The 13234-nt window shown below is 65.6% G+C and carries 16 protein-coding genes and 1 pseudogene; 4 read left to right on the forward strand and 13 right to left on the reverse strand.

The genetic code is table 11. From position 1 onward, the window contains the following. Window positions 1-157, forward strand: a pseudogene (locus ACQR35_RS13415) (integrase core domain-containing protein); the annotation flags it as partial. A gap of 337 nt (window positions 158-494) precedes the next feature. On the opposite strand, the gene ACQR35_RS13420 reads toward ACQR35_RS13415, so the two are convergent. From ACQR35_RS13420 to ACQR35_RS13475, 12 genes are all read right to left on the reverse strand, one after another. Further along, window positions 495-731, reverse strand: a complete 237-nt coding sequence (locus tag ACQR35_RS13420; RefSeq protein WP_430270366.1) for a recombinase family protein — start codon at window positions 729-731, stop codon at window positions 495-497. 46 nt (window positions 732-777) lie between these two features. After that, entirely contained in the window at window positions 778-960 is a 183-nt protein-coding gene (locus ACQR35_RS13425; protein WP_430270337.1) for a hypothetical protein, read from the reverse strand. A gap of 78 nt (window positions 961-1038) precedes the next feature. Then, on the reverse strand, window positions 1039-1917 hold the full coding sequence (gene lgt, locus ACQR35_RS13430) for a prolipoprotein diacylglyceryl transferase (protein WP_412884210.1): 879 nt from the start codon (window positions 1915-1917) through the stop codon (window positions 1039-1041). Window positions 1918-2867: 950 nt separating this feature from the next. Next, a complete protein-coding gene (locus tag ACQR35_RS13435; protein ID WP_412884209.1) occupies window positions 2868-3548 on the reverse strand; it encodes a curculin domain-containing protein in 681 nt (226 codons plus the stop codon). Then, the gene (locus ACQR35_RS13440) at window positions 3545-3871 is read right to left on the reverse strand and encodes a hypothetical protein (protein WP_286404819.1); all 327 of its coding nucleotides are present in this window, start codon (window positions 3869-3871) and stop codon (window positions 3545-3547) included. The genes ACQR35_RS13435 and ACQR35_RS13440 overlap by 4 nt, the downstream gene beginning before the upstream one ends. A gap of 528 nt (window positions 3872-4399) precedes the next feature. After that, window positions 4400-4987, reverse strand: coding sequence for a hypothetical protein (locus tag ACQR35_RS13445; protein ID WP_430270338.1), 588 nt, complete (start codon window positions 4985-4987; stop codon window positions 4400-4402). A gap of 5 nt (window positions 4988-4992) precedes the next feature. Next, on the reverse strand, window positions 4993-5961 hold the full coding sequence (locus ACQR35_RS13450; protein WP_347887060.1) for an ABC transporter permease: 969 nt from the start codon (window positions 5959-5961) through the stop codon (window positions 4993-4995). Further along, the gene (locus ACQR35_RS13455) at window positions 5954-6856 is read right to left on the reverse strand and encodes an ABC transporter permease (protein WP_011689704.1); all 903 of its coding nucleotides are present in this window, start codon (window positions 6854-6856) and stop codon (window positions 5954-5956) included. Before ACQR35_RS13455 ends, ACQR35_RS13450 begins: the two co-directional genes overlap by 8 nt. Next, the gene (locus ACQR35_RS13460; protein WP_237429493.1) at window positions 6853-7590 is read right to left on the reverse strand and encodes an ABC transporter ATP-binding protein; all 738 of its coding nucleotides are present in this window, start codon (window positions 7588-7590) and stop codon (window positions 6853-6855) included. Before ACQR35_RS13460 ends, ACQR35_RS13455 begins: the two co-directional genes overlap by 4 nt. 91 nt (window positions 7591-7681) lie before the next feature. After that, complete coding sequence (locus ACQR35_RS13465; protein ID WP_430270339.1) at window positions 7682-8365, reverse strand: alpha/beta hydrolase; 684 nt, start codon at window positions 8363-8365, stop codon at window positions 7682-7684. Further along, window positions 8296-9003: a hypothetical protein gene (locus ACQR35_RS13470; protein WP_430270340.1), complete on the reverse strand. Its 708-nt coding sequence runs from the start codon at window positions 9001-9003 to the stop codon at window positions 8296-8298. Before ACQR35_RS13470 ends, ACQR35_RS13465 begins: the two co-directional genes overlap by 70 nt. 158 nt (window positions 9004-9161) lie before the next feature. Then, on the reverse strand, window positions 9162-9500 hold the full coding sequence (locus ACQR35_RS13475) for a hypothetical protein (RefSeq protein ID WP_430270341.1): 339 nt from the start codon (window positions 9498-9500) through the stop codon (window positions 9162-9164). Between the two features lie 186 nt (window positions 9501-9686). On the opposite strand from ACQR35_RS13475, the gene ACQR35_RS13480 reads away from it, so the two are divergent. Next, on the forward strand, window positions 9687-11141 hold the full coding sequence (locus tag ACQR35_RS13480) for an ATP-binding protein (RefSeq protein ID WP_430267604.1): 1455 nt from the start codon (window positions 9687-9689) through the stop codon (window positions 11139-11141). 130 nt (window positions 11142-11271) lie between these two features. Further along, entirely contained in the window at window positions 11272-11553 is a 282-nt protein-coding gene (locus ACQR35_RS13485) for a hypothetical protein (RefSeq protein WP_011689709.1), read from the forward strand. Between the two features lie 91 nt (window positions 11554-11644). On the opposite strand, the gene ACQR35_RS13490 is transcribed toward ACQR35_RS13485, so the two are convergent. Further along, window positions 11645-12328 (reverse strand): response regulator transcription factor, encoded by a 684-nt coding sequence (locus ACQR35_RS13490; RefSeq protein WP_400160431.1) that lies wholly within the window; start codon window positions 12326-12328, stop codon window positions 11645-11647. A 156-nt stretch (window positions 12329-12484) separates the two neighbouring features. Between ACQR35_RS13490 and ACQR35_RS13495 the strand changes: the two genes are divergently transcribed. Then, window positions 12485-13213: a phosphatase PAP2 family protein gene (locus ACQR35_RS13495; RefSeq protein WP_430267603.1), complete on the forward strand. Its 729-nt coding sequence runs from the start codon at window positions 12485-12487 to the stop codon at window positions 13211-13213. Window positions 13214-13234 lie beyond the last annotated feature (21 nt).

The following is a 13234-nucleotide window of genomic DNA, read 5'->3' on the forward strand; positions in this document are numbered from 1 at the left end:
CAAAGGAGTGTGCTGGGACAATTCCGTGGCCGAGTCTGTCTTTTCGTCACTGAAGAACGAGTTCTACCACCACTACAGCTTCCCCACCCGGCAAGACGCACGGCGGGCAACGATGCGTTACATCGAGGTCTTCTACAATCGGCACAGACCCCACACCCACAATGACGGCTTGCCACCAGCTGCGGCCATGGCCAAATTCATGACCCAAAACCAGCAGCTACCCGCTGCTGCCTAACCAAAAAGAAACTAACGAACTGTCCCGGATCCTTGACACACCTCACGTAAGCCGGTCGATCACCGTGCCCAGGAAACGCGCCGCTACGTTCGTCAGTTGCAGAAGTCGTCTGCACCGTCATGCATTTTTTCAACAGTCGTTTGCACCAAAGACCGAGCTGCGGGACTGCAACTGCTTCAGGGTTCGAGGCCCGGACCCAGCGGTACAGCGTGGGCCCCGAGACCCCGAGGCTGGCAGCAACTTCCTTGGGCGGCGTTCCCTAGCTGAGGAGCTTCCGAGCTGAGCGGATCTTGGCCTCAGTCATTACACGCTTGCGTCCGCCGACCCGGCCCTGTTCGCGCGCTGCCTGGAGGCCCGCCTGGGTGCGTTCGACCATGAGCTCGCGTTCCATCTGAGCCAGGGAGGCCATCACGTTGAAGAAGCAGCGTCCGGAGGCGGTGGTGGTGTCGATCGAGTCGGTGAGGCTGACAAAACCAATTCCGCGCTCAATGTCCAGGGCGAGCCCGAAACAACGGTCAGTGGACTTTGCGCCGAGCTAGAAGTCACCCGCCAGACGTGTTGATGGTCGCCAGCCGGAGAGCTGCGCCCGGACGGCGAGAAGCTACTTCCCAGACAGTCCTGGTGTCCAAAATTGTGTGGGTGCGCAACGGCTGGCCGACGTCTCCGAAGGTCAGGTACGATCCCGCCAGCTGATCCACCGCGGCGGGCGCTATCGACCTGATCATCACGACCATTTTCCGCTGCTGCGGGTATCGCCATATTCGCACCGGCGCGCAAAAGATTACGGTCGAGCCGGGTCCGGCCTAAACCGAGGCCGGGTCGAAGGGCGCCGGCCCGGTCCTGGACCGGGGACGGCGGAACAGCGCAAGGAATAATGTCGAGCCGGCGGCAAAGAGCAAGGCCGCGACCCAGGTGTTCACTCGCAGACCCAGGATCAGGTTTGCGTAGTCGGAGCGCATCAACTCGAAGACGAAGCGCCCGGCAGAGTAACCGCCCACGTAGAGGGCGAACACACTTCCCGCGCCCAGCCTGAAGCGGGCATCGAGGAATAGGATTGCACCCCCGGCGATCACGCACCACAACGACTCGTACAGGAACGTCGGCTCGAAGAATCCTAAGACCACAGGCGCCCCGGACGCGTCCGTCGCGGCGATCCCGGAGGCAGGGTCCATCTGGTGGATCTGGAGCTTCCATGGCAGGGTGCTGGGGTCGCCGTAGAGTTCGTTGTTGAACCAGTTTCCCCAGCGGCCCAGCGCCTGGGCGAAGAGGACGCCGGGGGCGACGGCGTCCAGGAAAGCGACGAAGGAGACCTTCAGCCTGCGGCAGCCGATCCAGGCGCCGGCGCAGCCAAAGGCGACGGCACCCCAGATGCCGAGGCCGCCGTCCCAGATGGCGAGGGCGTTCCACGGGTTCCGACCGGGGAGGAAATACAGTTCGGGGTCGGTGATGACGTGGTAGATCCGGCCGCCGATGATTCCGGCCGGAATCGCCCAGAGGCAGATGTCCAGCACCTGACCCGGTTGGCCGCCGCGCTGCTGCCAGCGCCGGGACCCGAGCCAGAGGGCGAGTGCGATGCCGGCAAGAATGCACAGCGCGTAGAAGTGGATGGTCAGCGGTCCCAGATGGAACGCACTGACGGTCGGTGATGGGATGAATGACTCTGTTGGGGCCTGCGCAGCCATGGGATCCTGCCGGATGGTGAACGGGGAACGTGAAGTCTAAGCCTATGGTTCGGCGCGGCCGGGCGGTAATTGCTCCGCTGTCGTGCTGATCAGTCGGCGGAACCTGTCATCGCTCGGTGGCCTCCGCCCAACGTGCCGGCGGCGCGGACGATGTCGGGGTAGGGGACATCAGGCGAGCGGTGCGCGGTCGTGGTGCCGATACGTGGTCGTTATAGAGCGTTGCTGGAAAACGGCGGGTAGCTGGAGATTATGTAGTCGGCGGCGGCGGGACCTGCGATTCTTCGTCGAGTCTTGCCTGGTTCTACTCCGTGGTGTTGGAGCGCGTCGCGGAAGTGGCGGGCCTCGAGGGGGCTGATGCGATGCAGAATGCACCAGCTGGTGTAGAGCCCGTAGAGGCAGTCGGACCCGAGGGGTTCCTGAGTCTGGTCCGGAATTGTTGCTTCCAGGAGAAATTGCGTGATGTGTGAGGTGGGCATATCGCCTCATTCTGCGCGTGTGCGTTCTTTCCACCGGACTGCTTCAGTGGCTTCCACCGCACCCTGCACCTGGGGGCGGGCATCCGGCCCCGAAGGGCATATCGGATACACGCGAATCTACGTGGTGTACTTTGCACCGTCCACTTTCCAGTGGACGGTGACTACGGCATTTTTGTGGCTGCCCGGAGGCCGGTGGCTGTGCTTCGCATTCGGAGCAGAAATTGTGCCCACTTATCGTTCGTGCGGCAAAGGCGAGCGGCTCCTGCACTCCACTCTGAGTCAGCCGCCAGACTGTACCGGCGCGTCTCCCCTGCAGGGCCACGGATTGGAGCTCGATTTCCTGGCGCGAGGTGCCCTGGCGGCCATGTCGTCGAGGCGGGTGTCTTTTCCACCCTACGATTGCCGGCGGGCCGCCGCCGGCGATTTTGTTCGCAGTGCCAGTGACGGGTACGGAATGCCGCCCTCTTGCGGCCCTTAGTGGGTTCCCGTTACCCATGTTGGGTTTCCGTCGGGCCGGTAGATGACTGCGTTTCCGTCGTCCTGGATGACGAGCCGGCTTCCGGGGTTGTTATCGGTTTCGGTGTCCCACACGTATTCGTCGTTGGGGCCGTAGAGGACGAGGTTCCCGTCGGGCTGCATGATGCATGCCCCGGCGCCGCGGCCGTTGGTCCCGGAGTCCCACAGGGGTCCGTCGGGGCCGTAAAAGACGAGGTTCCCGTCAGTCTGGTAAAGAAGTCCGTAGAGCCCGTTGGCGGATCTGATTCCGTGGGTGGGGGTGAGTGTTGATCCTGACTGCAGGACGTGGGAGTCGGCGCTGCCTGGCGGCTGGCATGTTTCTGTAGCCCACAGCGGGGAACCGTCGGGCCGGTAGATGACTGCGTTTCCGTCGTCCTGGATGACGAGCCGGCTTCCGGGGTTGTTATCGGTTTCGGTGTCCCACACGTATTCGTCATTGGGGCCGTAGAGGACTAGGTTCCCGTCGGCCTGCATGATGCATGCCCCGGCACCGCGGCCGTTGGACCCGGAGTCCCACAGGGGCCCGTCGGGGCCATAAAGGACGAGGTTCCCGTCCGTTTGATAGAGCAGCCGGTAGCGGCTGTTCGGAGAGGTTGCTGCGGAGCCGGGGCGGAGTGCTGTTTCCGGGTGCAATGTCATGGCCGTTCCCCGTCGGTTGTGGTGATGAATCGTGGACGCATCTCCGGGCGTTGGTTTACGGCGGCCCGGTCCGGAGGCGGAGACAGCGGTGCGCGGGTTTGGATCAGGTGGTGTCTGAGTACAGCGATGTGGTCGCCGGGGTGGACGGCGAGCAGACTGCGCAGCCGGTGCCTGGCGGGTGCGGCTGTTGGGTCCGTTCCTGACAGGACGGTCCGGATAATGTCCTCCGCCTGTGAGTCCAGTGTCATGGAGGTGTCGTCATCACGTTCTGCGTGGCTGGCATTTGCCTCAGTCAGTGCAGTCAGGGGTTGCTGAGAACTCATGGGGTTATCCTTCTTCTTTTTCTTCTTCTTCGATGCGGACGCTTCGGCTAATCGGTTTTGATCTTTTGTCCGCGCATGGACGGGCGGGGCCGTGCGGCCGGCTGGTCGCCTGTCCCTGCCGCGCTTGGGTGGTCAGTTGCGGCGGCCGTCTGTACGCGTCATCGATGACGATCCCTGAATTGTGCAGGTTTTGACTGGTGCCGGCCTCCGGCCCGTGGCGGGAGTTTAGGTGGTCCCGCCGTGCCGGGCGATACGTGGCGGCCGGAGGTGTTGCTTTGGGCCGCCCGGAGGTTTGGCTTTGGTCCTTTTTCGAACGTACCACGCGGCCGCGGCGGATGATCCAGGTCATGAGCTGGCCCCCTGCTGTCCGCCGGGCGCGGAGGTCCGGGGCAGGCAGCCGGGTTCGGGCTATTAGGGATCTGCATGATGGTGCCTCCTGCGGTTTCGTTCCGGTACTACCAGCATGGCTGGCGGTTCCTGAGGGCGTCCTGAGTCTTATTCCTGCACCAGTACTTGACCGGTAGGGGGTTAGTCGATTTTTTCTCCGGTGCCTTTGGCTTTCGTGGCGGTGGCGGTGACCGGGGCGAGTCCGGGTGCGGCGGCTTCGACGCTGATTTTTACTTCGTTCGTGGAGGTTCGGTAGAGGCTGTATTTGTTCTCCGGGTAGTGCCCGGTGCCGGTGGCGTTGTCGAAATACACTGTCGCTGACGTATCAGGTGCCAGGGTCAGCCCGTCGAGTTTCTGGTAGTAGGACTCTGTCTGTCCGGTGGCGGTGTCTTTCATGGTGTAGTACACCTCCAGGCCGGTAAGCGGCGCGGGGGTGGAGTTGCTCAGGGTGAACTGAAGGCGGTCCGGAACTGCGGCGTTGGTTTGCGGGTCGGTGTTGTCTTCGGCCTTGGCCTTGCTGATGGTCAGTCCGGCGGCGGTCCCGGTGGCGGTGATGGGGTTTTTTGTCACGGGAAGTACGGTCGCTGCGGGGCCGGCCGCGGCGGTGCCGGTGGTGCCGGCCGTGGGGCTGCCGGGGCCGGAGGCCCCTTGCCAGATCAGGATGGTGGCCAGGATGGCGATGGTGATGAGGGCCAGAGGGAGGATTTTTTTAAGGGCGGGCGTTTTCATTGTTCTTAGGCCTTTCGGAGGAGTTTGTGCCGGGTGGCGGCCAGGACCGCGGAGCCCGTTGCTGCGGTGAAGCCGGCGAGGAGCCAGAGGGTGTGGTTGAAGGTCTGAGCCCATACATAGGCGGGGCTCTGTTGGTTGTATTGGTTTTTGATACCGAGCCAGGCGAAGAGGGGGCGTTCGTATTGTTTGGTGAGGGAGGTTTGTTCGATGAGGTCGCGGGCTGTTTCGTAGCCGGTGAAGTTGGCCATAACGGCGTGTTCGTGTGCTTTGTCGATTTGGAGGCTTGCGAACAGCCCTCCGGGGATCTGGTTGTCCGGATCCATGGTGTCGCCGATCTGGGGGATCACCAGAACGACGATGAGCCAGAGGACCAGGGCCAGCACCAGGCCGGTGGCCGGGGTCCGGGTGAGGGCGGCCAGGGCCAGCGCGGCGAGCGACCACATGGTCAGGTAGATGGTGGTGTGGGCTGCGGCGAGTACTAGTCGGGTGAGGTCTGTGCCGGTCAGGGGGGCGTTGCCGGCGATGAGCAGGGCCCCGGTGATAACGGAGAACAGGGCTGCGGTGACGGCGGCCCAGATGGTGAAGGCGGCCAGGATTTTGCCGGCGGCGAAGCTGTGGCGTCCTAGGGGACGGGTGAAGATCAGTTGCAGGGTGCCGTTGTTTTTTTCCTTGGCGATCAGTCCGTAGCCGAGGATCACGGCGAAGAGTGCCCCGACGATTTCCAGGTACTCCATCGCTGCCCGCAGCATCTGCAGCGGGAAGAGGTCCGGGGGCGGTGCGGTGACGGTGCCGCCGCTGGCTTTGAGGGCGGCCAGGTAGCTGGTGTAGTCAGCGGTTTTGGCACGGAAGTCTGCGGCCGCTACGAGGACGGAGAGCACGACGATGAGGGCCAGGAAGGTGATCAGCAGCCGCATGGAACGGTTTCGGGACAAGTCCCGGATTTCCTTCCCGCAGAGCGTGAGGAGGCTAGTCATGGAGTTCCTTTCGCATGCTCGCGCGGCCGGTCAGGACGATCAGAGTGACCCCGACGGCGAGGAAGGCCAGGATGACCATGATCCCGCCGGTCATCGTGCCGCTGGCCTGGGGGTCCTGCAGCAGGATCGAAGCGACGTGTTTGAACTGCTCCCCGAGGGACAGGGGGCCGGTGAGGGAGCCGGTGACGGCGAAGATCCCGGTCTGCGGGGCCGCGGGAGGTGTCACCGGGTTCAACAGCGAGACCGGGTGAACGGCGGTGCCGAGCAGGGGCAGGACGAAAATAATGACGCTCCAGACCACGATGGGAACCAGGAGCGCGGCGGTGTAGCTGGATGCGTGGAGCCCGGCCAGCATGCCCAGGGCCACGAAGAAGAGCAGGAAGATCCATGCCAGGGCAAAGAGGGCGGTGAGCCGGAGCAGCTGGCCGGGTGCCGGGATGCTGCCGGTGACCGCGCTGATGGAGGCCATGCTGATCAGCGCCGAGGCCGCCAGCACGCCCAGGAGTCCCAGGCTGATGCCGGTAAATTTCGCGGCCAGGTACCCGGCCGGGGACAGGCGCCGGGTCAGGACCAGGTCGATCGTCCGGGCACGCCGGTCCCGCATCCCGGACTGCACACCGGTCACAACGGCCAGGAGAGCCCCGATCAGGAGGATGTAAATGACGGTATTGCGGGCGTAGTAGAGGGCCGGGACGTTGCCGAAGGGGTTAGGGGCACTTGTCAGTCCCTGGCCGGCGGCTGAGTTGTACACGTTCGTGACGGTTGCCTTCGCGGCCGAGCCGATGAACGCCGAGACTGCGGTCATGCCGATAAACACGGCCAGGAGCAACTGGGGCAGACGTTCACGTCCGGCGCTGCGCAGTTCATGACTGACGGTGGCGGCCCAGGGATTCATGACGGGGTGCCGGCTTCGATGTGGAGGTAGATGTCTTCCAGGGATGCCTGGTCGGGGAAGGCCCCGAGGGTGGCCGCGACGGAGTTCTGGTAGATCAGCCGCCCTGAGCTGAGGATTCCGATGCTGGTGCACGTTTTGGTCACTTCGGCCAGGAGGTGGGTGTTCATGAACACCGTCATTCCCAGTGACTGGTTGAGGCCGATGATGATTTCCCGCAGGTTGGCCACCCCTTGCGGGTCCAGCCCGGAGGTCGGTTCGTCCAGGAACAGCACCGCCGGTTCGTGCAGGATGGCCTGGGCGATGCCGGCGCGTTGACGCATCCCTTTGCTGAACGTGGACATTTTCTCGTGGCCGTGGCCGGTGAAGTCCACGGCCTCAAGGGCCGCTTCGATCCGGGCTGCGGGGGCCGCTATCCCGGAGAGCCTGGCGAAGAACGTCAGGTTCTCGGTGAGGGTGAGGTTGTCGTAGAACTGGACATTCTCCGGCAGGTAACCGATCGAGCGGCGCACCAGGTCAGCGCCGGTGGCCACGTCATGGCCGGCGATGCGGGCTGTGCCGGACGTAGCCGGCAGCAGGGTGGTTAGGATGTTCACGGTGGTGGTTTTACCCGCCCCGTTGTGTCCGAGTAGCCCGAAGATTTCCCCTCGAGGTACCTCGAGGCTCAGGGCCTGGAGGGCCTGCTTGGATCCGTAAGCCTTAGCCAGTGAGCTGGTTTCGATTGCCATGTCCGTCATACACCGCAACTTATGACGACGCCGGTAAGAGAAACCTGAGGACGGGCCTGAACCCCTGAACCCCGGACGCTCGTTCTTGAGCCCCCGGGCGTCAGCGGCTCAGGCCGAGGGCCGGAGCCAGCCAGTCCAGGGCCGGTCCCATCGTTTGTCGGGGGATCTCCCAGGAGTGCCCCTGGCCCGGGACCAGGACGGTCCTGACGCTCATGCCGGCTTTGGCGGCCGCGTCAGCGGTCCGGGCCTGGTATCCGGAGAACGTTCCATCCTGCGCCCCGGCGGCAAGGTAGATCCTGCTGTGGCTGTAGTGCCCGGCGGCCAGGACCTTCAGGGGCGAGACCGCATCGAAGGCTGCCGTGTTGCCGCCGAACGCCTGGGCGATAGTTGCGGACCGGTCCGGGCCCAGCGCGGGTTCGGCTTCGCCGCTGAGGTCGATCGCGGAAGGGTAGATGTCCGGGTGCAGTGCCGCCATCTGCAGGGCGCAGGTCCCGCCGAAGGAGAACCCGCCGACCGCCCAGCGGGCCGGGACCGGATCCACTCTCAGGGTGGTCTTGATCCACGCCGGAACATCAGTGGCGAGATAGGTGCCGGCGTTGGCGATCTTCGAATCCATGCACATGGTGTTCCCCGGCGCCGAGCCGTTGACATCCGGGATGACGACAACCGGGGCGAGCCCTTCGTGCGCTGCTGCGAAGGCATCCATGGTTGTTGCTACTCCTCCGGCGGTGATCCAGTCCGCCGGTGAGCCGGGCTGGCCCGCCACCAAGACCAGGACAGGCATCGCCGGCCGGGACGGGGCCTGGTAGGCCGGGGGGAGGTAGACGTACCCGGGGCGTGCAGCGAAACCTGAAACGATACCGGGATCTGCACCGAGCTTATCGTCCCGGCCGCGGGGAGCCCCGGCGGTTTCACCCAGGTCGAGGCCACCGGGCCGGTCTTCGGGCCGGGAGCCGGCCCGGGCATGGTGCGGGGTACCGCGCGCGCGGCCTGCGGCAGCGCCCCGATGGCGGCGGTACTGGCCCCGGTCATGTCACCCAGGGTCCGGTACGCGGCGTAGTAGACGTTCACTTGTAACGCCGCCACCAGAATCAGCGCCGTCATGGCCACCGGTGCCAGGATTCTGCGGCGCCGGGAGCTTCCGGCCAGGTTCAGCCCGGCCAGCAGCACAGCCCAGTACGCGAGCCCCATCCACACGGTCACGGGCAGCGGCAGCTCCTGGGCCGAAACCCCCGCGGCGTGGACCAGAACCCAGCCCGTCCCCGCAGCCAGCAGTGCCGCGGCCAGAAAGGCCCCGCCCGTGGCCATCCACCAGCGCCGCCGGCGGCGGATCAGCAGGAAGAGCGCGGCCGCCGCGGCAGCAACAGCGGTGCAGGCCGGGACTGCCCCGCTCAACAGCTCCACTCCGGTCAGGGTGATCATGCGGTCCTCTAACAGGTCAGGACATTGTGGACGCCGGGGGTTTGTTACCGGGGACAGGAGGACCCGCGAAGCCGGGGTGCTTCGCGGGTCCTGGTATGCCGGCGGTGAGGGCTGGGGGGTCCGTGGCGCCGGCTGGTTTCTTCCCTGGGTGCCCGGTGTTACGGGGTTCCGGGGGCGTCGCCCGGATCGGTGTGCTCACCGGTCTGTTCGACGTTCGGTCCGGTATCACCGGGGGCTTCAGGGGCGTCTGCCTTTTCGGTTCCCTCGGCCGCGCCCGGGGCGTCGGCGGCGTCGCCGGGGGTGTCCTTCTCCACCGTGCCCGGGGTGTCGGCCGTGTCACCCGGGGTGGGGGTATCCGCGGTGACGGACTGGGTGGTGGTCGGTGACGGGGAGGGGGTGGCAGCGTTTGCTGCCCCGATGCCGAGTCCTGCCAGGCCGAGGACTCCTGCGCTGACGATGATGATTTTTGTCCTGGCTTTCAGGTCTTTGACGTTCATGTCCGGCTCCTTTCGTGGCGGGTTGCGGGTCCGCCGGCGCCTCCCGGTGCGGGGGGCTATGGATCCAGTGTGTCCCGCGGGACCTGAGAGGACCCTTAACCCGGTTGAGATCCCGCTGAACCGGATCCGGTACCCTGCCACGGGAGGGGTTTGGTATCTGCACCGTGCCGGGCCCATCCTTGGATTATGGATACTGACCGGGTTCTGCCCTCTGCCGGCGGCGCGCGGTGGGGTGTGCGCAAGCGCGCCACGGCAACTGCGGTTCTGGTGGTCGCGGCCGCTCTGGCCGTGGGCGGGCTGGTCCTGCTCGTGTTGCTGCAGACCTCTTTGGTCGCTTCAACGGAAACGGCCGCCCGGCGGCAGGCGGCGGATGTGATCGCGCAGATCTCCGGGCAGGATGTCGCCGAAGCGGGCCAATACATTGTCTCGACCGCCCACACCGGCCAGTATGTGCAGATCCTTACTCCCGGCGGGGCGGTTTTTGCCGCCTCGGTGCCGGCGGCGAAGACGGTTGCCCTCACTTCCCTGCGGCCCGGTCACGGGCAGACTCTCACGCAGGATGTGTCCGGGCTGCCCAGTCTGCGCGATGATGATGATTTCCTGATCGTCGCGACCGGCGCCGACGTCGGCGGTCGCCTTTACACCGTCGTCGTGGCCGCGACGGTGCAGGTCCAGGCGGATACGGTGTCCACCGTGGCCTGGTTCATCCTCGGAGCCACCCCGCTGTTACTGGTAGTTGTGGGCGTGTCGGTCTGGGTGCTGGTGGGCCGGTCCCTGCGGCAGGTTGAACGGATCCGCGGCCAGGTCGCAGGGATCAGCGCCCGGAACCTGGACGGCCGCGTTGACGTCCCGCCGACCAGTGATGAGATCCAGGCGCTGGCGGAGACGATGAACATGATGCTGGGCAGGCTGCAGGCCTCGGACCAGGAACAGCGCCGCTTCGTCTCGGATGCCAGCCATGAACTCCGCAGCCCGCTCGCGACCCTCAGTGCCGGTGTGGAGATCGCCGCCGCCGACACCTCGGGGGCGACGTGGGAACACATGAAAACCGTTCTCGCCGGCGAAACGGCCCGCATGCGGTATCTGGTCGAGGATCTGTTGACCCTGGCCAAAACGAACGACGGCGGCCTGCGCCTGGAAACTACAGATGTGGACCTCGACGATGTCCTGAACGAAGAAGTCCGCCGGTTGCGCTCCACCAGCACCCGCCGGATCGAAGTCAGCCTCGAACCCGCCCGAATCACCGGGGATCCGCGGCGCCTGACCCAGGTCATACGCAACGTCCTGGACAACGCCGACCGGCACGCCGCGTCCCGGATCAGCATCACGTTGCGCAACACCGGCAGCGGGGCACAGATCACGATCGATAACGACGGCCCGCCGGTGCCGGCGGCCGACCGGGACCGGATCTTTGAACGGTTCGTCCGGCTGGATCAGAGCCGGTCCCGCGAAAGCGGCGGCAGCGGCCTTGGCCTGGCCATCGCCGCCGGCATCATGACAGCCCACCACGGCTGGATCCGCACCGGCGAAACCCTCGGCGGCGGATGCCGCTTCGAACTGGGCTTCGCCCCGGCACCTGAACCCCGCCAACCAAAGGACCCGGTCACGGCGGGAGACCCGCGGGCGCCGGATACCCCGTAAGTGTCCGGCCGGCTTCGCAGCCATCCGGGAGCCCCGGCCTGGCACCGGCGGTATCCGGACCGCGGAAGCCGGGGTTGCGGGACGGATCGTCACAGCGGTTCCTCAGCAGTGGTGAGGAAGTGTGGTCCCCATGAACCTTCGCAGCATACCCGGCACCGCTTTGGCGGTCGTCGTCGCTCTGAGCCTCGGCATGGGCTCGGCGTCCGCGGCGGAGCACGGAAAAACCCCGCCGCCGGCGACACCTGCCCACACTGCCGCCCCGGCAGTACACAGCCCCGGCGGCTCTGACCTGGACGTCCTCACCGGCTACCCCAAGGAAGTCCACACCGATGAGCGGCTGATCGAGGAGGAACTCGAATTCGGCGAAGCCGCCCCGCACACACACCGGCGGTTCCACGCCGGCACCGCCTAAGCCAGCCCCGGCCCGACCGGCGCCGGAACCTCCGCAGGCGGCCTCAGGCACCGCGCCGGACCAGGACAATCAGGGCAAGGGCGGAGGTTTTTCACCCGGCCGGCCGGTCGGCGCCCAGCATGTACCCCATGCCCCGGACCGTGGCCAAGGTCTGCAGCCCGAACGGGGTATCGATCTTGCGCCGCAGGTAGCCGATATAGACCTCCACCACGTTGTCGCCGCCTTCAAACGCCGGATCCCAGACGTTGTCGAGGATCTGGGCTTTGGACACGACCTGGCCATGGCTGCGCATCAGGTAATGCAGCAGACCGTACTCCCGGGCCGTCAGTTCTATGACGGTATCGCCCCGGCGCACGCTGCGGCTGCCCGGGTCCAACGTCAGCGAACCCACCGTGAGGGTGACAGGCCGCTCCGGCGCGCCCCGCCGGATCAGGGCACGGATCCGGGCAACGAGGACGATAAAGCTGAAAGGCTTCGTCAGGTAATCATCAGCTCCCAGATCGAAGGCGTCCGTCTGGTCGTATTCCCCGTCCTTGGCCGTCAGCATCAGCACCGGGGTCCAGACCAGCCGCTCCCGCAACTCCTTCAGAACGTCGTAACCGTTCTTGAGCGGAAGCATCAGATCCAACAAAATCACGTCATACGGGTTCTCCGTCGCAGCCCACAAACCACTGACACCATCATGGGTGACATCCACGACGAACCCCTCGTTGACCAGCCCGCGCCGGACCGTCTCGGCCAGCATCTTTTCGTCCTCGACCAGCAGAACCCGCATGTCCGCACCCCTTTCCTTTGATAGCTGCATTATCCCGGAGTCCTGTTGTGCGGAACCTGAGAAACGTCGAAGCCCCTCTCAGGTTCTTCTCAGAGCCGGTGCCGCAAGCTGGTGGCACGCCCCGCGCATCAGCACTCGAACTGTCAGGACTGCACCATGGATACCTCCCCGGCCCGCCGGAGCACAATATTTCCCGGACTTCAGTCCTGGTGGTGGGTCACCGTGGCTGCCTCCATCTTCGCCACCACCGCCGCGGCCGGAATGGTGGCGAAGTCTTTCGGGCCGGTGTCACCGGAACTGGGACTGGACATTGCCCTGAGCCACGGCCGAAACAGTGCCCTAACCGGGTTGAGCGAGGCCATCCACTACGGACTGGGACCGGTAGGAGCGGTGACGCTCGTCCTGGTCATCTGCCTGTATCTGCTCGGGGTCCGCCGCAACCCGGTGCAGGCGGTGGCGTTCGGGTCCGTCGTCGCCGCCGGCTGGCTGGCCTCATCAGCGGTCAAAGCACTGGTGGGCCGCTCCCGGCCGCCGGGGGACGTGACAGCGTCCCTGGTCGTTGAAACAGGCCACAACAGTTTCCCCTCCGGCCACACGGCCTTCGCCGTCTCCCTGGTCCTCGCCGCCGTGCTGGTCCTGGCCCGCAGCAAGGGTCAACGGCTGGCAGCGCTGGTCGCGGGTTCGCTTTTCGCTGCAGTCGTCGCGTTCTCCCGCCTTTACCTCGGGGTCCATTACCTCAGTGACGTGGTCGGTTCGGTGTTCATCAGCACCGCGGCGGTCCTGGCCTGGTTGCCGGTATGGAATACCCTCATTGCACCCCGGATCGGCCGCGTGCAGCTGATCCGGAAGTTAGACCGCACGGCCACGGACCGTACCCGGGGGTAACCCGGGCGGAAAGAGGCCCTG

The organism is Pseudarthrobacter sp. J1738 (assembly GCF_050490315.1).
In the GTDB taxonomy this organism is placed as follows: domain Bacteria; phylum Actinomycetota; class Actinomycetes; order Actinomycetales; family Micrococcaceae; genus JBNPEO01.